At 56.9% G+C, this 22,437-nt stretch carries 20 protein-coding genes; 12 read left to right on the top strand and 8 right to left on the bottom strand.

The features are described from left to right. Positions 1-14 precede the first annotated feature (14 nt). The 3 genes from ACJO3M_RS06080 (at position 15) to ACJO3M_RS06070 (ending at position 2,762) form a co-directional block, all read left to right on the top strand. The gene (locus ACJO3M_RS06080; RefSeq protein WP_407000478.1) at positions 15-254 is read left to right on the top strand and encodes a DUF2970 domain-containing protein; all 240 of its coding nucleotides are present in this window, start codon (positions 15-17) and stop codon (positions 252-254) included. A gap of 356 nt (positions 255-610) precedes the next feature. Beyond that, positions 611-2,263 carry a nitrite/sulfite reductase gene (locus tag ACJO3M_RS06075; RefSeq protein ID WP_407000477.1) on the top strand — a complete coding sequence of 551 codons (1,653 nt, stop codon included), beginning with the start codon at positions 611-613 and terminating at the stop codon, positions 2,261-2,263. Further along, entirely contained in the window at positions 2,256-2,762 is a 507-nt protein-coding gene (locus ACJO3M_RS06070; RefSeq protein WP_407000476.1) for a DUF934 domain-containing protein, read from the top strand. The genes ACJO3M_RS06075 and ACJO3M_RS06070 overlap by 8 nt, the downstream gene beginning before the upstream one ends. Before the next feature lie 180 nt (positions 2,763-2,942). On the opposite strand, the gene ACJO3M_RS06065 is transcribed toward ACJO3M_RS06070, so the two are convergent. Both ACJO3M_RS06065 and sohB read right to left on the bottom strand, forming a co-directional pair. Beyond that, entirely contained in the window at positions 2,943-3,941 is a 999-nt protein-coding gene (locus tag ACJO3M_RS06065) for a YhdH/YhfP family quinone oxidoreductase (RefSeq protein ID WP_407000475.1), read from the bottom strand. Between the two features lie 25 nt (positions 3,942-3,966). Further along, the gene (sohB, locus tag ACJO3M_RS06060) at positions 3,967-5,028 is read right to left on the bottom strand and encodes a protease SohB (protein WP_407000474.1); all 1,062 of its coding nucleotides are present in this window, start codon (positions 5,026-5,028) and stop codon (positions 3,967-3,969) included. A 226-nt stretch (positions 5,029-5,254) separates the two neighbouring features. On the opposite strand from sohB, the gene ACJO3M_RS06055 reads away from it, so the two are divergent. After that, positions 5,255-5,569 (top strand): SCP2 sterol-binding domain-containing protein, encoded by a 315-nt coding sequence (locus ACJO3M_RS06055; RefSeq protein ID WP_406985233.1) that lies wholly within the window; start codon positions 5,255-5,257, stop codon positions 5,567-5,569. Between the two features lie 64 nt (positions 5,570-5,633). Here ACJO3M_RS06055 and ACJO3M_RS06050 read toward each other — a convergent pair whose 3' ends face one another. The 4 genes from ACJO3M_RS06050 to ACJO3M_RS06035 all read right to left on the bottom strand — a co-directional run bounded on the left by ACJO3M_RS06050 (position 5,634) and on the right by ACJO3M_RS06035 (position 9,566). After that, positions 5,634-7,340, bottom strand: coding sequence for a FimL-related protein (locus ACJO3M_RS06050; RefSeq protein WP_407000473.1), 1,707 nt, complete (start codon positions 7,338-7,340; stop codon positions 5,634-5,636). Positions 7,341-7,588: 248 nt separating this feature from the next. Continuing rightward, positions 7,589-8,302: a DNA polymerase III subunit epsilon gene (gene dnaQ, locus ACJO3M_RS06045; RefSeq protein WP_407000472.1), complete on the bottom strand. Its 714-nt coding sequence runs from the start codon at positions 8,300-8,302 to the stop codon at positions 7,589-7,591. 18 nt (positions 8,303-8,320) lie between these two features. Next, complete coding sequence (gene rnhA / locus ACJO3M_RS06040; protein WP_407000471.1) at positions 8,321-8,764, bottom strand: ribonuclease HI; 444 nt, start codon at positions 8,762-8,764, stop codon at positions 8,321-8,323. Next, a complete protein-coding gene (locus ACJO3M_RS06035; RefSeq protein WP_407000470.1) occupies positions 8,754-9,566 on the bottom strand; it encodes a class I SAM-dependent methyltransferase in 813 nt (270 codons plus the stop codon). Before ACJO3M_RS06035 ends, rnhA begins: the two co-directional genes overlap by 11 nt. Before the next feature lie 98 nt (positions 9,567-9,664). On the opposite strand from ACJO3M_RS06035, the gene gloB reads away from it, so the two are divergent. The 7 genes from gloB (at position 9,665) to ACJO3M_RS06000 (ending at position 18,867) form a co-directional block, all read left to right on the top strand. Next, positions 9,665-10,459: a hydroxyacylglutathione hydrolase gene (gloB, locus tag ACJO3M_RS06030; protein WP_407000469.1), complete on the top strand. Its 795-nt coding sequence runs from the start codon at positions 9,665-9,667 to the stop codon at positions 10,457-10,459. A gap of 155 nt (positions 10,460-10,614) precedes the next feature. After that, entirely contained in the window at positions 10,615-12,360 is a 1,746-nt protein-coding gene (locus tag ACJO3M_RS06025) for a lytic transglycosylase (protein ID WP_407000467.1), read from the top strand. 80 nt (positions 12,361-12,440) lie between these two features. Then, on the top strand, positions 12,441-14,258 hold the full coding sequence (locus tag ACJO3M_RS06020) for an extracellular solute-binding protein (RefSeq protein WP_407000466.1): 1,818 nt from the start codon (positions 12,441-12,443) through the stop codon (positions 14,256-14,258). A gap of 43 nt (positions 14,259-14,301) precedes the next feature. Then, positions 14,302-15,387 carry a microcin C ABC transporter permease YejB gene (locus ACJO3M_RS06015; protein ID WP_407000464.1) on the top strand — a complete coding sequence of 362 codons (1,086 nt, stop codon included), beginning with the start codon at positions 14,302-14,304 and terminating at the stop codon, positions 15,385-15,387. 6 nt (positions 15,388-15,393) lie between these two features. Then, the gene (locus tag ACJO3M_RS06010) at positions 15,394-16,413 is read left to right on the top strand and encodes an ABC transporter permease (protein WP_407000916.1); all 1,020 of its coding nucleotides are present in this window, start codon (positions 15,394-15,396) and stop codon (positions 16,411-16,413) included. 1 nt (position 16,414) lies between these two features. Then, the gene (locus tag ACJO3M_RS06005) at positions 16,415-18,016 is read left to right on the top strand and encodes an ABC transporter ATP-binding protein (protein WP_407000463.1); all 1,602 of its coding nucleotides are present in this window, start codon (positions 16,415-16,417) and stop codon (positions 18,014-18,016) included. Positions 18,017-18,081: 65 nt separating this feature from the next. Then, positions 18,082-18,867 carry an enoyl-ACP reductase FabI gene (locus ACJO3M_RS06000; protein WP_406985223.1) on the top strand — a complete coding sequence of 262 codons (786 nt, stop codon included), beginning with the start codon at positions 18,082-18,084 and terminating at the stop codon, positions 18,865-18,867. A gap of 43 nt (positions 18,868-18,910) precedes the next feature. Here the strand turns inward: ACJO3M_RS06000 and ACJO3M_RS05995 are convergent, their stop codons facing one another. Continuing rightward, entirely contained in the window at positions 18,911-19,327 is a 417-nt protein-coding gene (locus tag ACJO3M_RS05995) for a PilZ domain-containing protein (RefSeq protein WP_407000462.1), read from the bottom strand. A 19-nt stretch (positions 19,328-19,346) separates the two neighbouring features. Beyond that, the gene (locus ACJO3M_RS05990; RefSeq protein ID WP_407000461.1) at positions 19,347-21,119 is read right to left on the bottom strand and encodes a DUF1631 family protein; all 1,773 of its coding nucleotides are present in this window, start codon (positions 21,117-21,119) and stop codon (positions 19,347-19,349) included. A gap of 230 nt (positions 21,120-21,349) precedes the next feature. Between ACJO3M_RS05990 and ACJO3M_RS05985 the strand changes: the two genes are divergently transcribed. Beyond that, a complete protein-coding gene (locus ACJO3M_RS05985) occupies positions 21,350-22,423 on the top strand; it encodes a 3-deoxy-7-phosphoheptulonate synthase (protein ID WP_407000460.1) in 1,074 nt (357 codons plus the stop codon). Positions 22,424-22,437 lie beyond the last annotated feature (14 nt).

The raw sequence follows: 22,437 nt of genomic DNA, 5'->3' as shown, positions 1-22,437 counted from the left end.
GCGGGATAGTTCCGATGGCAAACGAGGGAAAAGAGGACAACAGAAACGAAAAGTCCCGATCGGGAAATCCGGGGGTGCTGAAAATCATGCAAAGCATCATCGCCGGCGCTTTCGGCGTACAGTCGGACAAGCGCCGGCAGGAGGACTTTTCCAGCCACAGCCCGCTTCCCTATATCATTGCGGGCCTGCTGTTCACCATTGGTTTTGTCGTGACCCTGGTGATTGTCGTTAAACTGGTGCTGGCCGGACAGTAGGCTACTGTCCGCTTACCCAGACCACGGCAAATGCCACAACCAGCATGACCAGCAACACGGCTGCTACGGCATCAACACTGCTGTCAGAATGTGCGTTCTTCTTCATTCCGGATTCCTCCTGATACTGTTTTTTGTTATCTGGATCTGGCACACGGGATTGAGCCCCGCCAGAACACTCGCCCTTTAAAGTTAAGCACGGAATTGACATCCGTCCAGTGTTTTTCCCAATTCATTATCACCTAAATCGATAAACATATTTGGAAATAATCATTTTAAGAATATATACACGATGATATTCTGCGCACCAGAAAAGGCCTCAAAGCCTGATACCACGCGTTTTTGCAGGACGTTTTACTATGTACGTATACGATGAACACGATCGGCAGATAGCTGCCGAGCGGGTTGCCCAATTCCGTGACCAGACCGAGCGGGCTCTTGCCGGCGAACTGAGCGAGGACGAATTCCTCCCGCTTCGACTCCAGAACGGTCTTTACGTTCAGCGTCTTGCGCCCATGCTGCGGATCTGTGTCCCCTACGGCATGCTCCATTCCGGACAGCTACGCCGCCTGGCACGAATTACCCGTGATTACGATAAGGGCTACGCCCACTTCACTACCCGTCAGAATGTTCAGCTGAACTGGCCGGCACTGGAAGATGTGCCCGACATTCTGGCGGAACTGGCGGAAGTGGAAATGCACGCCAACCAGACCAGCGGTAACTGCATCCGTAACACGACCACGGATCAGTTCTCCGGCGTCCAGGTGGATGAAGTGGCCGATCCACGGCCGTACTGCGAAATCATTCGCCAGTGGTCCACTTTCCATCCGGAATTTGCGTTCCTGCCCCGCAAGTTCAAGGTGGCGGTGAATGCCTCCGAGAAAACCGACCGGGCCGCCATCCAGGTTCACGACATCGGCCTGCAGATGGTGCGCAACGATCAGGGCGAGCTTGGTTTCCGCGTTCACGTTGGCGGCGGCCTGGGCCGCACTCCAATGGTGGGTCCGGTGATTCGCGAGTTCCTGCCGGAGCTGGATCTGTTGACCTATCTTGAAGCCGTACTGCGGGTGTACAACCGTTACGGCCGCCGGGACAACAAGTTCAAGGCGAGAATCAAGATTCTGGTGAAGGCGCTGACGCCGGAAGGCTTTGCCGAGAAAGTAGAGGCTGAGTGGGCCCATATCAAGGACTCCCCCACCCGCCTGACCCGCGAAGCCATTGAGCGCATTCAGGGCTACTTCACCGAGCCGGACTATGACGCTCTGGAGAACGCTTCCGAACAGCTGGCCAGCCAGCGATTCGAGAATCGTCGGTTTGACCAGTGGCTGAGCCATAACGTCGACAGCCACAAGAAGCCCGGCTATGCGATCGTCACCCTGACCATGAAGAAGACCGGCACTCCGCCCGGCGATGTGTCCGATACACAGCTGGAACAGATTGCCGAGCTGGCAGACCAATACAGCTTTGGCGAAGTTCGCGTCACTCACCAGCAAAATGTCGTGTTGGCTGATGTACGCCAGGACCAGCTGTTTGAGCTTTGGCAAGACATCGAGCCCATGGGCTTCGCGACCGCCAACCTCAACACACTGACTGACGTTATCTGCTGCCCGGGTGGCGATTACTGCGCCCTGGCCAACGCCAAGTCGATTCCGGTTGCCGAGTCTATCCAACGTCGCTTTGACGACATGGATTTCCTTTACGATCTGGGTGAGATTGATCTGAATATCTCCGGATGCATGAACGCCTGTGGCCACCACCACGTGGGCAATATTGGCGTTCTGGGCGTCGACAAGAAGGGCGAGGAGTTCTATCAGGTAAGTCTGGGCGGTTCTTCTCATCACGATGCGACCATCGGCAAGATTCTTGGGCCGTCTTTTGCCCAGGAGGACATGCCGGAAGTGATTGCCAAGATTATTGATGTGTACGTCAACAACCGGAAAGAGGAAGAGCCTTTCTTGGAGACTTACCGTCGGATTGGAATTCAGCCATTCAAGGAGCGGGTTTATGCCTGAAGTTATCACTAAAGACGGGGCCATCAAGCAGGATTCCTGGGTTGTTGTTCCCCGCCCGGCGGACGGTGATTCCCTGGATATTCCCGAAGGTCAGCCGGCGCTGATTCCTGTGGATCTCTGGCTGGCTGGCAAGGAGCATTTTGAGGGGCGCGATGATATTGGCGTCTGGTTCGACAGTCACGATGAGCCGGAGTTGCTTGAGGGTCAGGTCAATGAGCTGAAGCTGATTGCCGTGAACTTCCCCAAGTTTGCCGATGGCCGGGGTTACAGCATTGCGCGTCTGTTGCGGGAGCGTTTTGGCTACCAGTTTGAGCTGCGGGCAATCGGGGATGTTCTGCTGGATCAGTTGCAGTTCATGAAGCGTTGCGGGTTTGATAGCTACGCTTTGCGGGAAGATAAGGATGCTTCCAAGGCTGCCCGTGCTCTGAACTTTTTCAGTCAGGGTTATCAGGCTGCTACGGATACCGACGTGCCGCTGTTTCGTCGTCGGGCTTCTTAAACTTTTTTGACTCCCCAGACGAACAAAGGGGGAATGGGTTACCAAAACACGCCTCGAGACGTCCATGTGCGGCTTGGGCTCCGCCATCCATGGCTCCGCACAGTTTTGGTAACCCATTCCCCCTTTGTTCTGGCTGACTATTCAGACAGCCGTCCCTTCTAAAGAAAAGAATCGACTCTCTTAAAGAGCGTGATCTAGCACGATCTTGCCAGACGACTCCCCTTTCAAAAACGCTTTCAGCGCACCATCCAGCTCACCTCGACCAATGTCCCGGGCGGATGCTTCGGTTTTGGGGCACGCCCACTCGCCAGCGAACTTTTTCCAGACAGTGGCTTTATCTGCCAGCGGAATCTCTACCGAATCCACGCCAAGCAGGTTTACACCCCGCAGGATGAACGGCAGAACCGTGGTTTCCAGTTGCGGGCCGGCGACGAGGCCGCAGCAGGATACGGAGCCGCCTGGCTGGATCTGTTTCAGGAGCTCTGCCAGGGGCTGTCCGCCGACGGTGTCTACGGCGTTGGCGAATGCGGGCTTGAGCATGGGCTTTTTCTCGGCGGTCAGGGCGTCACGGCCAACGACTTCGGAGGCTCCCAGAGCTTTCAGTTCGTCGGCGTGGTCCTGTTTGCCACTGATGGCGATCACGTCGAAACCAAGTGTTGATAACAGCTCTACCGCGACGCTACCGACAGCGCCGCTGGCGCCGGAGACGGCGACTTTGCCCTGCTCCGGGGCTGCGCCCATTTTGAGCAGTTTCTGGACGCACAGCCCGGCGGTCAGGCCGGCGGTGCCGTAGATCATGGCGGTGCGGTTTTCCCAGCCGTCGGGCATGGCAACGCACCAGGAGGCCGGGACGCGGATGTATTCACCAAAGCCGCCATCGGTGTTCATGCCCAGGTCGTAGCCGGTCACTATGACCTTGCTGCCAACCGCCGGCTCCCCAGTGGCGGATTCAATGACTTCACCGGCGGCGTCGATGCCCGGGGTATGGGGAAAGTTGCGGGTGACGCCTTTGTTTCCGGAAGCTGACAGGGCGTCCTTGTAGTTCAGGGACGAGTGACTAACCCTGATCAGCACCTCATTCGCCGGCAGGTCGCTGGTCGACAGGGTCTGTTCACTGCCAACATATTCTCCGTCCCGCTCCTGTACGCGCCAGGCTTTGAATTCGGTCGTTGTTGTCATACTGGTCCCCGTTTGTCTGTATCAGCTACTGGATTTTCTGGTTACGAAACGCACTCAACAATTTCCATACGGTGTGCTCAAGGGCTGCGCTGGTCGCCAGGCCAAGCTTTTCCGGCAAGGTCCGTTTGCGCTGGTAACTCACTGAGATTACGTCTGCACTTTCGCAGGCCTCAATGAGATATTCGTCGGAGGTTTTGATTTCGTCGATCAGGTTCACGTCCAGTGCCCGGCGGCCAAACCAGATATCGCCATTGGCGACCGCCGAGATGTCGAGCTCCGGCCGGCGCTCGCTGACGTATTCCTTGAAAAGCACATGGGTATCTTCGAGATCTTCCAGGAATTTCTGCCGGCCTTTGTCGGTATTTTCACCAAACACCGTCAATGTACGCTTATGTTCGCCGGCGGTCAGGACTTCGAAATCCACGTTGTTCTCTTTAAGGAGTCGGTGGAAGTTCGGCAGTTGGGCCACAACACCGATGGAGCCGAGTACGGCGAAGGGAGAGGCCACGATGCGGTCCGCCACACAGGCCATCATATAACCGCCGCTGGCGGCCACCTTGTCGACGCAGGCGGTCAAGTGCAGGCCTTTGCTGCGGATGCGGTCCAGCTGCGCGGCTGCCAGCCCGTAGGAGTGCACCAGACCACCACCGCTTTCCAGTCGGATAACCACTTCGTCCGTAGCCGGATTCGCCACACTCAGTACAGCGGTAATCGCCTTGCGCAGAGGGTCGGTATCACTGGCTTTGATGTCGCCGTCGAAATCGAGGACAAACACTCGCTTCTTGTCTTCAGCCTGACCTTCCCCGGCTTTCAGTTTTTCCTTTTCTGCCTTGGCCCGGGCTTTCTCTTCTTTCTTGTGTTTCTTGGACCAGGCCTTGTGCTCATGACTGGAAAGCAAGCGGGCGTGCAGGGACTCTCGCAGTTTCCGATACTTTTCATTGAGCTTGCGAACCCTCAGTTCGCCGTCACCGTCGTCACCTTTATCCTTCTGGGCTGCTGACATGACCACCGAGATAACCACGACCAGGGCAACGACGATCGTCACGGCCTTGGCGATAAACAAACCGAACTCTGTCAGAAATTCCAAAGTGCTTCTCCAGCCAGATTTTAAAGCGGTGATTGTAACTTACAGGTGTCTTTGTGGTAAGCCGCCCGAAAATTTAAAACAAGCGTTCGATCGAGCTTGACACTGCTATGTTGGCACCATAAAGTCGAATGGCTGCGTCGGCTAACCCTGGCCTTCCGGAACAGGCTCACCGCCAGGGACGTCAAGCCGTCGCCAAGCCAAGACAATCATCAATAAGGGTAAAATAATGTCTGTAGCTCAGGTATTTGACAAACTCGAACAGAATTTCAACGCAGACGCAGCCGAAGGCCTGGATCTGGTATTCCAGTTCGATATCGAAGACGACAAGACCTACCACCTGGTCATCAAGGATGGCACCTGCAAACTCCACGAAGGTGCACACGACGATCCTTCCGTAACCCTGATCATGAACTCTGAAACCCTGCAGGGCATCGTGTCAGGCGAAACTGACGGTATGCAGGCATTCATGGCCGGCCAACTCCGCGCCGAAGGCGACATGATGCTGGCTACCAAACTGGGCGAGCTGTTCAAGATGGGCTAAGCAGTCCCGGACAGACAGACCTGAAAAAACCCTGCCTTACTGAGCAGGGTTTTTTTATGCCTATCTACAGGCCTACATCGTTTAGTGATGACTCGGCAAGGCGTAGCAGGTCTGCGTTACGATCTTCACGCTTGCCTATGCTCTCGATGTAATACTCCAGGGATGTCAGCGCATCCGCCAGAGCTTCCAGCACCTGTGGGGACGGCGCTTCCCGGGAATCCAGCAGTCGCTGCTGAATCGAGGCTGCAACCCGTTCCAGAACACTGGCGGCGCCGGGATCCCCGACCATATGCAACCCGCCCCAGATGCTGTGCAGCGTTCCAGGCAGGTTGGCAAGATGCAGTTTATCGTAATCAGACTCAATAAAGGCGGTTATGGCACGCTTGGCCAGTGTCAGCGCGCTCCTGGCCTCATCGGCCACAACGTAAGTCGCTTCCTGCAGATACAGGGATTCATCGCGCTTACGTTCACCCGTTGCCAGGGCATCGGTTTCCGAGGTGATACCACGAGTCACAATCTGCATTATGGCGTCTTCTATGCCAAGCACGGAATCCGCCAGTGCGTAGAGCTCGTCATCGGCAGGCGGTCGTGACTCAGACTCCCAGCTACGCAGGCGGGCTGCCTCGCCCCGGCATTTTCCGGCAAGCTGGTTCAGGTCCAGCATGACCAGGGTGTTACCGAGCCTCTCAAGGGTGTCCGCGATTGATGAGAATTCTGCCAGATCAGGTTCAATACCACGCTCAATGATATCCAGCTTGTCCTTCAGCTGGTTCAGCTCATCCTGCAATGCTTCGGAAAGCGACTTGAGAACATCCGCACCGGGACCGTATAGCCTCCTTGCGTGCGCCTCCAGCATGGAGTCCGGGAACTCCGCCGGCGCCAGTCGGTACGCAGACAGAATGCCGGCCACCTCTGGATTGCCAGACCCGCTCCGGTAGAGGATATAGATCAAGTCGCGGATCAGTGAGTCGGGAGCGTCCTTGGAAGTGGCCACCTTGCCGACGTAAACCACCTCCCGGGCATACTTTTCTATCCGCATGAACATGCGCTTGCGGGCTTTGGTAAAAGGCATGGCCCGATCCAGCATGGTGTCCGCCACGATCGCGACAAGACACCACATCTGCCCCATCGGCGCTCCCTGGCACACCCTGGCCAGCCCCCTGGCGGCACGTCCGATCAGCTTTTTGCTGACCACGTCATTACGCTCCCGCAGAATGCCTAGCAGGGCGACCTGGAACGTCAGCCTCATGCGGCGCGCGAGGATTTCGTATTCTGATTCATTGCCCTCAAAGGGCTTAAGCGCGACCCCGGAACAGAAGTCCGGTCGGGCTTTGACATCAACGTCAAAGAAGCAGGATTCGGGGTAAGGTTTTTCCCTGCGGGCTTCGCGCAAGTCATTGATCACCGGGAGCAACAATTCCGGATGGTCCGCCCGCTGCTGGTGATAATATTCAACGTAACGGCGCAGAATGAACAATGCGCTGTTGAGCGTGGTCAGCAGAATGTTCTTGTCATCGTTGGCGCCGACAGGTACGTCGTTCGCCATGGTGACGGCTTCCTGGCACAACAGCGTGCCGCCGCGCAGTTCCACCAGAATGAAGATACCGCGAAGCTGATTCAGGAAGTCCACACAGTTTTGCAGATCTTCCCCACTCTCGCGGTTTTCCTGAAAGCGTTCAAGGCTGGACTCTGCCTGCTTTATGGTCTGCTCAATTTCACTTTTGACCAGATCAAAGGACTGTGACTTCGTCGCCAGAGACGATTGAACCATAAACGCTTCCTGTTGACTTCGCGGAAACTACCGCGTCCTGTTCTTGGAGTGTGACCCTGCCGATGGACTTCGAGGCCTTGTTATGAACCGGTTTTGTCCTGTCCGGTTAATTATTGTGTTCGCAAAAAACTGGCGAACTTATCATTACTTATAACATAAAACTCAAGTAGCTCAAGAAACCGGGAATGTAACAAAAAGTACAGCACGACCCAGTTCGCACTCTGGGTTCAGTGTACCCGGATCCGGCGTTACTCTCCCGGATTGTCCATACGCTCCCAGACGGTCCCGCCCGCCTGCTTGGAGAGCAGTTCCATGAACTCGTCATGGGCCGCACACTCATCTTCAGACGCTTTCAGAACCTTCAGCGGCTTCCGCTCGGCGGACAATCGACGAATGCCATCCATGCCGCTGTCATTGTCGGTACCGGCATCCAGGGAAAGTGCAGTCTGACCACCGGTCAGCAGCAGGTAGACATCCGCCAGGATCTCGGCATCCAGCAATGCGCCGTGCAACTCACGATTACTGTTATCAACGCCGTAGCGCTTGCACAGGGCGTCCAGACTGTTTTTCTGGCCAGGATGCTTCTTCCGGGCAATAGCGAGGGAGTCCACAATACCGCAATGATCCGCGGTTTTGCGGACGGGTTTCAGGCGGGCAAATTCCGAGTCCATGAAGCCCACGTCAAACGCAGCGTTGTGAATGACCAGTTCAGCGTCCCGGATAAACTCGAAGAATTCGTCCGCGATTTCAGAAAACACCGGCTTGTCCGCCAGGAACTCATTGGTAATACCGTGGACCGTGATCGCTTCCGCTTCAACTTCACGCTCGGGATTGATGTAAACATGATAGTTGCGGCCGGTGAGCTGCCGCTCAACCATCTCCACACACCCGATTTCGATGATCCGATGACCTTCCGATGGATCAATACCCGTGGTCTCAGTGTCCAGTACTATCTGTCTCATACCCCTGCCCGTCTCTGATTACCCATTTGCCAGTTCTTCGACACCCCGGTTGGCAAGCTCATCCGCCAACTCGTTATCGGGAACTCCGGAATGCCCTTTCACCCAGTGCCAGTTAACAGCATGACGGGCCACCTGGCTGTCCAGTTCCCGCCACAGGTCCTCGTTCTTCACCGGTTTCTTTGCCGAGGTTTTCCAGCCGTTTCGCTTCCAACCGGCCATCCATTCAGTGATGCCTTTGCGGACATACTGAGAGTCGGTATAAAGCTCTATCTCGCAAGGCCGGTTTAAAGCCTCCAGCCCCTTGATGGCTGCCATCAGCTCCATGCGGTTGTTGGTGGTCTGCGGTTCACCGCCATGGAGAGTTTTCCTGGTCTCTCCGTATCGGAGCACCACGCCCCAGCCTCCCGGGCCAGGATTGCCCTTGCAGGCGCCATCGGTATAAAGCACAACCTTACCGGCCATTACTGCTCCCTGAATTGGATGATTTGATAGTGGATCGGCTGGCACATCCTCGCGATGCACCCACGGTTCCGGAACCGGGCAGTGTAATCACTTTCTGCTGTTTCCACACGGGGCGACGGGGAATGCGAGAGCAGACCCGCTTTTTCGCAAGGATACAGTAATAGGCACCCACCGGAAGAATCCCGTTACCACAGAGTTTCTCGAGCAAATTGCGGCGACGCTCCGTCACCGGCCTCTGCAGCGGCAAATGGTAAAAGCATGAGCGCGAAGACTCCACCGAAAAGTCCAGCAATCTGAGCCAGTCTTCCATACGGCTTTTCATCAGAAAACGCCCGCCCCATGGACCAGTGCGAGATCTCGACAACAGCCTGCGCAACCCCCAGGTACTGATGGGGTTGAAGCCAATCAGCAGGATCGTACCCTCACCGCGTAGCACCCTGGAGGCTTCCCTCAATACCTGATGGGGATGGGGGGAGAAATCCGCCGTGTGGTGAAGTATCACCAGATCCATGGAGTCACCCGGGAAAGGCAATTCATCCGCATCACAGACGGCGACACCGTCGGGAATAGCCGGGCTCCAGTTCGGGGTGCTTACGATCTTCTGGGAGAAATCGGTGCCGCTGGCCAGCGGGAAACGATGACTGATCCCCACCTGCAGCTGCCTTGCCCCGGCCAGTTCGCTCAGATGGAAATCAACGCACGCACGCTGATCCGCGAGCAGCGCACGCCCAAGGGGCGTCTGGTACCACCTCTCAAAGCTGTCATGCCGTAAAGAGAAATCAACGGGTTCGCGCGATGCCATTGTGTTCTGCCCTCGGCCAGGTGATTTCCGCCCCCTTGGGGCGTTCCGGGTAATGCATTATCATAACAGGCACATCCATCTGGCACATGTAGGGCGCTATGCTGACCATCACCGCCATCCCGGCGTTTAACGACAATTACATCTGGTGTCTTGCGGATACCGATTCCGGCAAGGCTCTGATAGTTGACCCTGGCCAGGCGGAACCGGTCAGGGAACACCTCAGACAGCATGATCTGACGCTCGACACCATACTGGTGACCCATCACCATCCGGACCACGTGGGTGGGGTAAACGCCCTGGCCGGAGACGCACCGGATTGCAGGATCACCGGTCCGGCCGGGTCGCCATTCAAAGGAATTACCCAGGCGGTACGGCCGGGCGACGAGGTCACCTGGTATTCGATGACCTTCCGGGTCATTGGCGTACCGGGGCATACCCTCGATCATATCGCCTACTTTTCCGCGACACCGGTCAACGACCACCCGGTGCTGTTTTGTGGCGACACCCTGTTTGTCTGCGGTTGCGGTCGCCTGTTCGAAGGCACGCCATCCCAGATGCGCGAGTCCCTCGCAAGCCTGAGAGACCTGCCCGATGACGCGCTGGTCTATTGTGCCCATGAATACACCCTGGCCAATCTCAGGTTCGCCCGGCACTGGCTGCCGGAGGATGACAACCTGCGGCGTTTTGAGGATAAATGCCAGGCTCTGCGCGATAAAGGGATGGCCACCGTACCCTCACTGCTAGGTGACGAGAAGCGACTGAACCCGTTTCTCAGATGGGATGACCCGGCGGTTATCGAATCGGCGCAAAGCTACTGCACCGACAACGGCTTACCTTCGACTTCCGAGGATGAAGTGTTTGCTGCCGTCCGACATGGCAAGGATCACTTCTAACGCGGTTAACAAATCCTCTCAATGACGTAACCAGAGGTTTCTTGACCCCTTCTGACCGCGACCATAGAATCCTTTCAAAATTATTGCCATAACTTATTAAATGTGCCGGGCTTCCATACATATCCCGGCGTATACAGCCAGTCGGAAGTATTACTATGCCGGTCAGACAACTTTCCACGCTTTTGTTCGCGAGCGCCCTGATGGGCGGCTGCACTACCCTCGAAAATAGTACGCCTGACTGGATCAACCCCGCCACCTATCTCGGCGACAACAATGAGGACGGCGATAGCCCCCTCGACTCCAGGGAAACGACGGTTGCCGCCGGCGACGATGAGCTGAAGGAGTCCGTTGAATCCGGTGACAGCAGAGACAAAGACGCCCGCACAGAGCTCGACGAAGCCATCGCACCGGAACTGAAAGCCGCAGCGGAAGGTGCCAGGGACAAACTGGATTCTCCCCGGCAACAGGCTGACAATGACGCCGATGCCACAACAGACCTTTGGCACCGCCTCCGGGCCGGTTTTGAGCTTGATCACGACGTCACTGACCCCAGGGTAAAAAGCCAGCTCGACTGGTACCGTAAGCACCCGAGTTACATCCGCCGAGTGGTTGAGCGCGGCAGTCGCTATTTGCATTACATCGTTTCGGAAACCGAAAAACGTGGCCTGCCAACGGAGCTCGCCCTGCTTCCTGTGGTTGAAAGTGCGTTTGACCCTTTCGCCTATTCTCACGGTCGGGCTGCCGGGCTGTGGCAGTTTATTCCCAGTACCGGTAAATACTTCGGCCTGACTCAAAGCTGGTGGCACGACGACCGCCGAGACATTATTGAAGCAACAGACGCTGCCCTGACCTATCTGGACCGTCTGGCCAAACGGTTCGACGGCGACTACACCCTCGCCCTGGCGGCTTATAACAGTGGCGGCGGCACGGTTTCCATCGCCATGCGCCGAAATCGTAACGCCAACAAACCGACGGATTACTGGTCCCTGAAGTTGCCACGGGAAACCACCCACTACGTGCCCAAACTGATTGCCCTGGCAAAGATTTTCGACAAGCCCGAAGACTACGGCATCGAACTGCCGCCGCTGAGTGACGAACCCTATTTCGAAGTGGTGGAAACCGGTTCACAACTGGATCTTGCCCAGGCAGCAGAGCTGGCAGAGGTGGATGTCGACGAAATCTATCTGCTCAACCCCTCCTTCAACCGCTGGGCAACTGCCCCCGACGGTCCTCACCGCCTGCTGATTCCACGGGAAAAGGCCAGCACGTTCAGGGAGGCACTGAGCAAAATCCCAGAAAATGAACGAGTAGCCTGGCGCAACTATAAGGTGGTCGCGGGTGACAGCCTGAGCACCGTGGCAAAGAAGTTTTCCACCACAACGTCCGTTATTCGCCGTGTCAACAACCTCTCCGGCGACATGATTCGTGTTGGTCAACGACTGATGATCCCCTCCGCCAGCCAGAATTCCGACCAGTACGCGCTCAGTGCCAGTCAGCGTCTGGAGAAAAAGCAGTCGCGCAACCGGAAGGGTAATCGCGTCAACTATACCGTCCGGCGTGGGGACACGTTCTGGGATATCGCCCGCGAACATCGGGTCTCCGTTCGCCAGGTGGCGGCCTGGAACAATATGGCGCCGGGCGATCCGCTGATTCCCGGTAAACGACTCGTGATCTGGTCACAGACCACCCAACCAAAAACCACGGCCAGCAACGGCCGGGGCAAGGCCATGGTTCGCAAGGTTGGCTACAAGGTGCGCAAGGGTGATTCCCTGTCAGCCATCGCCAGCCGGTTTTCAGTCAATGTGCGCGATATCGCAAGTTGGAACGACCTGAACTCCGCCCGTTATCTCCAGCCGGGGCAAAGTCTGGTACTCTACGTAGATATCAGGAACAGCCCCTGACAATTTCGCCAACGGCGGGAACTCCGGGCAATAAAAACAATCATTGATTCCTGGACGATTCACCAAAACGTGCGAGATCTATGACAACAACACGGACAACCTCATACCTTACGTCGTTTTGCTCACTGGCTTTGGCACTCCTGGCTGCCCCACTCCCCGCACAGGCGGCGGATGCCGATACCGGACACGCCATCGCCATGCATGGAGCCCCCAAATACTCCGAGGGGTTCAGCCACTTTGATTACGTCAATCCGGACGCCCCCAAGGGCGGCACGCTACGCATGGCGGTCGTGGCGAACGGCTATGACTCCTTCAATCCGTTCGTGATTCGCGGTGTTGCTGCCGCCGGAGTCAGCAGTTATCTGTATGACACGCTGCTGGAATCGTCCGATGATGAACCCTTCAGCGCCTACGGGCTGATTGCGGAATCCCTGGAAACCCCGGAGGACCGCAGCTACGTCATATTCAACCTCCGTGAGGAAGCACGCTTCCAGGACGGCGAACCTATTACCGCAGAGGACGTCAGATTCTCCTTCGAAACGCTTACAACGGAAGGACATCCGTTCTACCGGAATTACTACGCCGACGTCACCGAAGTCACCGTGGAAGATGAACACCGGGTGCGCTTCGACTTTGGCGACACCAATAATCGTGAGTTACCCCTGATCCTTGGACAAATGCCCATCCTGCCCGCCCATTACTGGGACGGCCGTGAGTTCGGTCGCAATGGTCTGAAACCGCCGGTGGGCAGCGGCCCTTACAGGATCGGCAGTTTCGAGGCCGGGCGCTCCATCACTTACAAACGGGTCGATGATTACTGGGCCCGGGATATTGGAAGTCGAAAAGGCCGTTTCAATTTCAATGAAATTCGCTACGACTACTACTCTGATGACACTGTGGCCCTGGAGGCTTTCAAGGCCGGCAGTTTTGATTTCCGCATTGAATCTTCCGCCAAGAACTGGGCCACGTCGTACAACGGCGACAAGTTCGACAACAACACGATTGTGACGGAAGCCATTGAGCATCAACGCCCCGCAGGCATGCAGGCATTTGTCCTGAATACCCGCAAATCGATGTTTTCGGACCCCAGGGTTCGGGAAGCGCTGTCTTACGGTTTTGACTTCGAATGGGCCAATAAAAATCTCTTCTACGGCCAATATACCCGCACAGAAAGTTTCTTCGAGAACAGCGAACTGGCCTCTACCGGATTGCCAGAAGGCCGGGAACTCGAGATTCTGGAGCAATATCGTGATCAACTGCCGGAGGACGTCTTCACCGAGGACTATCAGCCGCCGGTCATTGAAGGCAAAAACGGTCTCCGTCAAAACCTGCGCAAGGCGTTGCAGCTGCTCAAAGAGGCCGGATACGATATTCGCGACGGGAAAATGGTGAACACTGACAATGGCCAGCCGCTGGCGTTTGAAGTGCTGCTGCACCAGAAAAACTTCGAGCGTATTGTACTGCCCTTTAAAGACAACCTCGCCCGGCTTGGAATTGATGTATCCGTTCGGCTGGTCGATACCAACCAGTACGTTCAGCGCGTACGGCAGTTCGATTACGACGTGATTACCCAGGTGTTGCCCCAGTCCGACTCGCCGGGTAACGAGCAGCGGGAGTACTGGCATTCCTCCAATGTCGATGTGAATGGCTCCAGGAACTACATGGGCGTCAACGACCCGGTGGTTGATCAGTTGGTCAGCAAGGTTATCCAGGCCCCGGACCGCGAAGAACTGGTTCACCGCGTACGCGCGCTGGATCGCGTGCTTCTTCACGGTCACTATGTGATCCCCCAGTGGTATCTGCCCCGCGACCGTATTGCGTACTGGGGTTACCTGGAACGCCCTGACATGACACCCAAGAACGGCATTGATATCGACAACTGGTGGATTCAACCCTGACCCAATGATTGCGATCGGTACAACGGTGAAAGGGCTCCACTAGATGGGCGTATACATACTACGACGGCTGGCACTGATCATTCCGACGCTGATCGGCATCATGCTGCTTAACTTCGTTATCGTACAGGCGGCGCCCGGCGGCCCCGTCGAGCAGCTGATCGCCGAAATGGAGGGTCATGGCGGGGGTGCCCTGGCCCGCGCCAGCGGCGGAGGCAGTGGCGGTGAAGTGGCCTCCTCCGACGGCGATACCCGTGGCTCACGGGGCATCCCGGACGAACTGCTGAAAGAGATCGAGGTCATGTACGGCTTTGACAAGCCGGCCCATGAACGCTTCTTCAAGATGCTGGGGGATTACGCCACCTTCAATTTTGGCGAGTCCTTTTTCCGTGAACGAACGGTGCTTGAGCTGATCGTTGACAAAATGCCGGTATCCATATCCCTCGGTCTCTGGTCCACGCTGATCATCTACCTGATTTCCATCCCCCTGGGCATTCGCAAGGCGATCACTGACGGTTCACGGTTTGATGTCTGGAGTAGCTCTGCCATCGTCGTTGGCTATGCCATTCCGGGTTTCCTGTTTGCCATCCTGCTGATCGTGCTGTTTGCCGGTGGCAGCTATTTCGACTGGTTTCCCCTTCGCGGGCTGACCTCCTCCAATTTCGACGAGCTTAACTGGTACCAGAAAATCGGCGACTATTTCTGGCATCTGGCGCTGCCGGTCACCGCCAATGTTATCGGCGGTTTTGCCACCCTCACCTTGCTGACCAAGAACTCGTTCCTGGATGAAATCAGCAAGCAGTACGTAGTGACGGCCAGGGCCAAGGGACTCGAGGAAAAGCAGGTACTCTATGGCCACGTGTTCCGCAACGCCATGCTGATTGTGATTGCCAGCATGCCGGGCGTACTGGTTTCGCTGTTCTTCACCGGTTCCCTGCTGATTGAAGTCATTTTCTCCCTGGACGGCTTGGGCCTGCTTGGCTTTGAAGCTGCACTCAACCGGGATTACCCGGTGATCTTCGGCACGCTTTACATCTTTACGCTCATGGGACTGGTGCTGAAACTGATCAGCGACATCACTTACGTGCTGGTAGACCCGCGCATTGATTTTGAAAGCCGGGAGGGTGCCTGAGGCATGATGTCACTCACCCCGATCCAGCAGCGAAGGCTGCGGAACTTTCGCAACAATCGCCGGGGCTTCTGGTCCCTGTGGGTCTTTCTGGCACTGTTCGGTTTGTCCCTGGTGGCGGAACTCATTGCCAACGATGCGCCCCTGGTGGTGTCCTATCAGGGTGATTTCTACTTTCCGGTAGTGGAGGCCGTGCCGGAGGAAACCTTTGGCGGCTTCCTACCCTCCGAAGCCAATTACCGGGATTCGTTCATCGCAGACGAAATCAAGGCCAATGGCTGGATGCTCTGGCCACCCATCCGCTTCAGCTATGACACCATCAATTATGATCTGGAGGTGCCCTCTCCCGCCCCGCCCAGCGCCGAAAACTGGCTGGGTACCGATGACCAGGGCCGTGATGTCGCCGCACGGGTGATCTACGGATTCCGGATTTCCGTGCTCTTTGGCCTGACACTGACCATTGCCAGTTGCATTGTTGGCGTTACCGTCGGGGCGATCCAGGGCTTCTATGGCGGCAAGATCGACCTGCTGGGCCAGCGATTCATCGAAATCTGGTCTGGTCTGCCGGTGCTGTACCTGCTGATCATTCTGTCCAGTATCGTCCAGCCCAATTTCTGGTGGCTGCTGGGAATCATGTTGCTGTTTAGCTGGATGGGCCTGGTGGATGTGGTCCGGGCCGAGTTTCTCAGGGCAAGGAACTTTGAATACGTTCGCGCCGCCAGGGCACTGGGGCTGGGTAATCGCAAAATCATGTTCCGGCACATCCTCCCCAATGCCATGGTGGCGACGCTCACGTTCCTGCCTTTCATTCTGACGGGCGCCATTACCGGGCTCACCTCGCTGGACTTCCTGGGGTTCGGCCTGCCTTCGGGGTCACCTTCGCTGGGTGAGCTGATCGCCCAGGGCAAGACCAACCTGCACGCGCCCTGGCTCGGTATCTCGGCTTTTGTGTCGCTGTCCGTGATGTTGACCCTGCTGGTGTTCGTCGGCGAAGCCGTGCGCGACGCCTTTGATCCGAGAAAAAACTGATATGTCCAAGCTGCTGGAAATCTCAGACCTCTCCATTCGCTTTGATCAAGATCATCTGGTGGTCGATGACCTCTCCATCGACATCACCCGGGGAGAAACCCTGGCCCTGGTGGGTGAAAGCGGCTCCGGAAAATCCGTTTCCGCGCTTTCCATTCTGCGGTTACTGGACGAACGACACGCCCGTTACCCTTCCGGGCGGATCCTCTTCCAGGGTGAGGACATGCTGAAGGCGGATGACAAAAGGCTTCGGCAAATTCGCGGGCACCGGATCAGCATGATCTTTCAGGAACCCATGACCTCCCTGAATCCCCTGCATACGGTTGAAAAACAGGTCAGTGAAACCCTCGCCCTTCACAAGGGATTGCGGGGCCCCCAGGCACGCAAACGTTGCCTTGAACTACTGGAACTGGTTGGTATCCCTGAGCCTGAATCCCGACTGAACAGCTACCCTCACCAGTTATCCGGTGGCCAGAAGCAACGTGTCATGATCGCCATGGCGCTGGCCAACGAGCCGGAATTGCTGATCGCCGACGAGCCCACCACGGCGCTGGATGTAACCGTGCAACGTCAGGTCCTGGAACTGCTACGGGACCTGCAACGGGAATTCGGCATGGCCATCCTGCTGATTACCCACGACCTGTCCATCGTGCACCGTTATGCGGACCGGGTCGCGGTCATGGAACGGGGCAAACTGGTGGAGCTGGCCACCACTGAGCAACTGTTCAGCGCGCCGGAACACCCCTACACCCGTCGCCTGCTGGATGCCGAGCCCCCGGAGCATCCCGTCAGCACAGATCAATCAGATCAACCGCTGCTTGAGGTCAGCAACCTCGATGTGCGGTTTGTGATCAAAAAAAGCCTGTTTGGCCGAACAACCCGCTACTTCCACGCGGTTCAGGACACCAGTTTTACTCTGGCCCGCGGAGAAACCCTCGGCATTGTCGGGGAAAGCGGCAGCGGTAAAACCACCATCGGCCATGCCCTGCTCAAGCTCACGGGCGCCACCGGCAGTATTCGCCTGAACGGCGAGGAGCTGGCACATCTGGACCAGAAGCGGTTTCGGCCCTATCGCAGCCGTGTGCAGATTGTTTTCCAGGATCCCTTTGGCAGCCTGAGCCCGCGGATGTCCGTCGCCGAGATCGTTCGTGAGGGGTTGGAAATCCATACCCCGGCCAGTGCGGAAGAGCAGGACCGGAAAGTCATCCAGGCACTCTCTGATGTCGGCCTCGACCCGGAGGCAAGACACCGCTACCCCCATGAGTTTTCGGGCGGGCAGCGTCAACGCATCGCGATCGCCAGGGCCCTGGTGTTGCAACCGGAAGTCATCATTCTCGATGAACCCACTTCGGCCCTCGACCGCACGGTGCAGAAACAGGTTATCCAGTTGCTGCGGGATATCCAGGCCCGTTATCAGCTAAGCTACATCTTTATCAGTCACGATCTTTCGGTCGTAAGAGCGCTGAGCCATAAGCTGTTGGTGTTGCAGAATGGCAAGGTGGTCGAGTACGGAAACGCAACGGAGATATTCCAGTCACCGAAACAGGGCTACACTCAGGAACTGTTGAGTGCCGCACTGTTCTATCAAAAGCCTACGACCAATTGAGCGTTACCCCCTTTGATTCACATCAGGGATAATGCATGCAAACCGAGAACGCAGGGAGAAAACCAATGGGATTACTCAGTGGCAAGAAAGCACTGATTGTTGGCGTTGCCAGCAAACATTCAATTGCCTACGGCATTGCCGAAGCATTTGCCCGTGAAGGCGCGGAACTGGCCTTCACCTACCAGAACGAGAAACTTCAGTCCCGGGTTGAAAAATTCGCAGAGGGATGGGGTAGCAAGCTCACCTTCCCCTGTGATGTTGCCAGTGACGAAGAAATCGAAAATGTGTTCAAGGAACTCGGGAAGCACTGGGATAATATCGACATCATCATTCATGCGGTTGGCTATGCCCCGGCCCATGAGCTCGATGGCAATTTCGTCGATGTAACCACCCGTGAGGGCTTCAGGATTGCGCACGACATCAGCTCTTACAGCTTTGTCGCGCTCGCGAAAGGCGCCCGTGGCATGATGCACGAAAACAGCTCACTGCTGACACTGAGCTACCTGGGCGCCGAGAAGGTATTGCAGAACTACAACGTCATGGGTCTGGCCAAGGCCTCGCTTGAGGCCAATGTGCGCTACATGGCGGCAAGTCTGGGTCGTGAAGGCATCCGGGTAAACGGTATCTCCGCCGGCCCGATCAAGACTCTGGCGGCATCCGGCATCAAGAGCTTCCGCCGTATGCTGGCTGAAAACGCCAGGCGCGCCCCCCTGCGCCGCAACGTGACCACCGCGGAAGTGGGTAACGCCGCAGCCTTCCTGAGCTCCGACCTGGCCAGCGGTGTCACCGGTGAGATCATGTATGTAGACGCCGGTTTCAACATCACCGGCATGGGCGAACTCGAGGACTGAGCTTGCTTTTCCACCGGGCTGTAACACGCCCGGTGGAGTCTTGCTAATCTTCGACCATCACCTTTGAGACAGCTTCCACCCAATCCAGGTAGGACGTATCGTCCGATTCCTGAATCCTGATACCCACCAGCCATTCGCCGGGACTGCCCTCATGGCACCACACCACCTCCACGGTGAATTGGAACGGCGAGTGCCCGCGCCCCAACGTTACACTGGCCGATAACAGTGCCCCAGTGGTTACCGGCAGAGACGTCACCAGACATAAGCCGCCGACGGAAAGATCCCTGATACGGCACTCCAGAATCCTCGCGCCCGACGACGGACCACCAGAGCTACCGGGCATCCCGGAATCCAGTTCCAGGGTCGCGTACGCACTGGCGAAAAGCCGATAGTCTCCCCGGGAGTCCTTACCTGCCGGCACGTCTTCGTTATTCCCGAAGTTGTAATCCACATCACTCATGGCTCTACACCCTGCTCCCTCAGTTGCGACCAACCCGTATTCGCCCCACGACCCGACTCAGGGTCTCATCAAATTCCGCGGAACTGCCCAGCACACGGACCTCCCCCGAAAGGACGCCCCGAACCAGTTCATCTCCGGGAAACTCCCTTCTGTTGAGACCGAGGCGATCAACAAACACCAGCTTGTTGGAAGCATTAATCCGTACGGCCAGCTTCAGCCTCACCGGATCACCGCTGGCGTCGTTCTCATTGAGAACAATCCAGCCACCGAGCTTTATGTTACCCACCAGCTTGCGCGCAGCCGCCAGCTTTTCCTGTTCTTCGCGCTCCTGTTCCGCCTGTTCGTCAGCCTGGCGTTTTTCCTGTTCTTCGCGCCTGCGCTTGTCGATTTCTGCCTGCCGTTCCGCTTCTTCTGCCTTGCGCCGGGCCTCCGCGGCTTCCTTTTCCCTCTTCAGCGCATCGGCCCGGTTGCGGGCTTCCCTGGCGGCTTTTTCCCGCAGCGCTTTCTGCTTTTCCAGCACAGTCGCAAGAGACGTGACCGCATCGGTGAGAATACGACCAAACGGCGTCAATGCCGGTAACGGGCGGATACGACCCTGGCTTCTTGCGGCCTCGAACTCCGCCCAGGGCTGCAGCCCCAGCTTTACGCCAGAGCCGTTCGTCCACAATATTTCAGCGGTGTCCGGCAATAACGCAAAAAAGTATCGCCGCTGTTCACCGGTTCCTTCCCCCTCGACAAACCAGTGACCTTCCAGCTCGTCAAGGCGTTGCTGATCCGGGCCCTCGAAAGACAACCAGGCGGTGTCCCAGGTAAAACCGGACTGACCCGACAGCCCATCGGCCAACTCCGGACTCTCTCCCCTCAGGCGAGCCATCATCACAGTCTGTATGCCTTCCAGAGCCTTTGTAGGCAGTGGTTCGCCCTGAACCCGTTGCCAGACATCCAGAATACGATCACCGATCTGCTCACCCACATGGTAAAGGCGGTTGCGGTCTTTGTCAGACAGTGCCGGGTCACCAATCCAGACCAGCCACTCAAGGAGTTTTCCGCTGTGCCGCCAGTTTTCACCATCCATGCCGCCAGACCAAACCACCTGCTTCAGTAGCGGCATCCAGTATTCGAAAATAAAGGCGATAATGGGCCTGGGTAACTGGCGATCACGAAGGGCACGCCCCACCAGGGCCCTGGCGGTCTGCTCGGCACGCCGCTGCCTGGCAGCGCCGCTCTCGGTTTCAAGCAGGCGCTGACGGAACCTGGATATCTGCTGAGCGCGCTTGTCGGAATCCATCTGCCAATCCCGGCAGAACGCCTCCAGAGGTTTCCGGGTACCCGTTTCGAAACAGGCCGAGACGGAAATCACCAGAGAGTCCAACTGGTCGAGCAATAATTTGGACGAGCGTCCTCCCGAATCGCTCCAGCCCCTCAGTTCCTGCAGGCCGTCCAGCCAGGACAGCAGGTTGTCGCTGAAGGCGGCCGCTCCCTCCTCGTTCATACGCCAGGCCAGGAAGAAGCGCAGGCGGGCAATCCGCCGGGCAAGCTCGGGGTGCAGCCCGCTGGTCTGCACGAACACATCCATGATGCGATCAGCCACATAGGCTGCGTTAATCTGGCGCACCGACCAGGTGAGGGAGACCGAACGTATCAGCTGTGTCACCCGTTCGTCCCGCTGCTCCGTCCAGCAGGAAAACAGCAATGGCTGCCAGTCGCTGACGGATTCCGTCGGGACTTTTCCGACCGGATACGGAAGGTCCGGTACTCGAATGCCGGACAGGACATCCGAAATCCTTTCCATTACCTGTCCAGGGGGCACTGCTGAAAGCGGTTTCCGCCGGTTCTGAGACATCCTTCATCCGCACGTAAGAAGCGTTGAAATGGGCTACCAAATGACGCAGTATAACCAACTCGCCGGGGTTTACCTCAATGTAGACCGGCTTGTTTAGTTAATATTGGCACGACCTGCAGGGTATCAGAATCCCTGTCTGAAGGGTCGCTGCACTGCTCAGAACCGGGGAAAACAACAGAATGTCGGGCAACAAACTTGAGAACATTAATGTGGCAAATCAGGAACAACTGATTACCCCTGAAGCGCTAAAGCAGGAACTGCCACTATCCAGCGCCGCAGCCGAAACCGTTGAGAAAGGACGCCAGGCCATCTATGACATCATGGATGGCAAGGATCACCGCCTGTTTCTGGTGGTTGGCCCCTGCTCCATCCATGATGTGGAAGCCGCTCGCGATTACGCCACCAGACTCAAGAAACTTGCCGATGAAGTCAGCGACACGCTGCTGATCGTTATGCGTGTCTATTTTGAGAAGCCGCGCACAACCGTTGGCTGGAAGGGATTGATCAACGATCCGCACCTGAATGACACGTTTGATATCGAGCAGGGCCTGCACATTGGCCGCCGGTTGCTTCTGGACATTGCTGAAATCGGTCTGCCAACCGCGACAGAAGCGCTGGACCCGATTTCGCCCCAGTATCTGCAAGACACTATTTCCTGGTCAGCCATTGGCGCTCGCACCACTGAATCCCAGACACACCGCGAGATGAGCAGCGGCCTGTCCATGGCCATCGGTTTCAAGAATGGCACGGACGGCAGCCTCGACGTTGCGGTTAACGCCATGAACTCGGTTTCTCATCCTCACAGTTTCCTGGGCATCAACCAGCAGGGCCAGGTCGCGATCATTCGCACCAAGGGCAACAACTACGGTCACGTTGTCCTGCGGGGCGGCGGTGGTAAGCCCAACTACGATTCCGTCAGTGTGGCCCTGTGCGAACAGGCACTGGATAAAGCCGGCCTGCGCAAGTCCGTCATGGTGGATTGCAGCCACGCCAACTCCAGTAAGGACCCGGCTATTCAGCCGCTGGTCATGCAGGACATTACCCATCAGATCCTGGAAGGCAACCAGTCCATCCAGGGCCTGATGGTTGAGAGCAACATCAACTGGGGCAACCAGTCCATTCCCGACAACCTGGCCGACCTGAAATACGGCGTATCCATTACCGATGCCTGTATTGACTGGCCAACCACCGAAAAGGCCATTCGGGATATGCGCGACAAGCTCCGCGACGTACTTCCGAAGCGAAAAGGCTGAGGTCAGACAAAAAC

Source organism: Marinobacter alkalisoli (genome assembly GCF_045449795.1).
Lineage (GTDB): Bacteria > Pseudomonadota > Gammaproteobacteria > Pseudomonadales > Oleiphilaceae > Marinobacter.
Note: the sequence above shows the minus strand (reverse complement) of the source record. Positions and strands in the feature narration are given on the sequence as shown.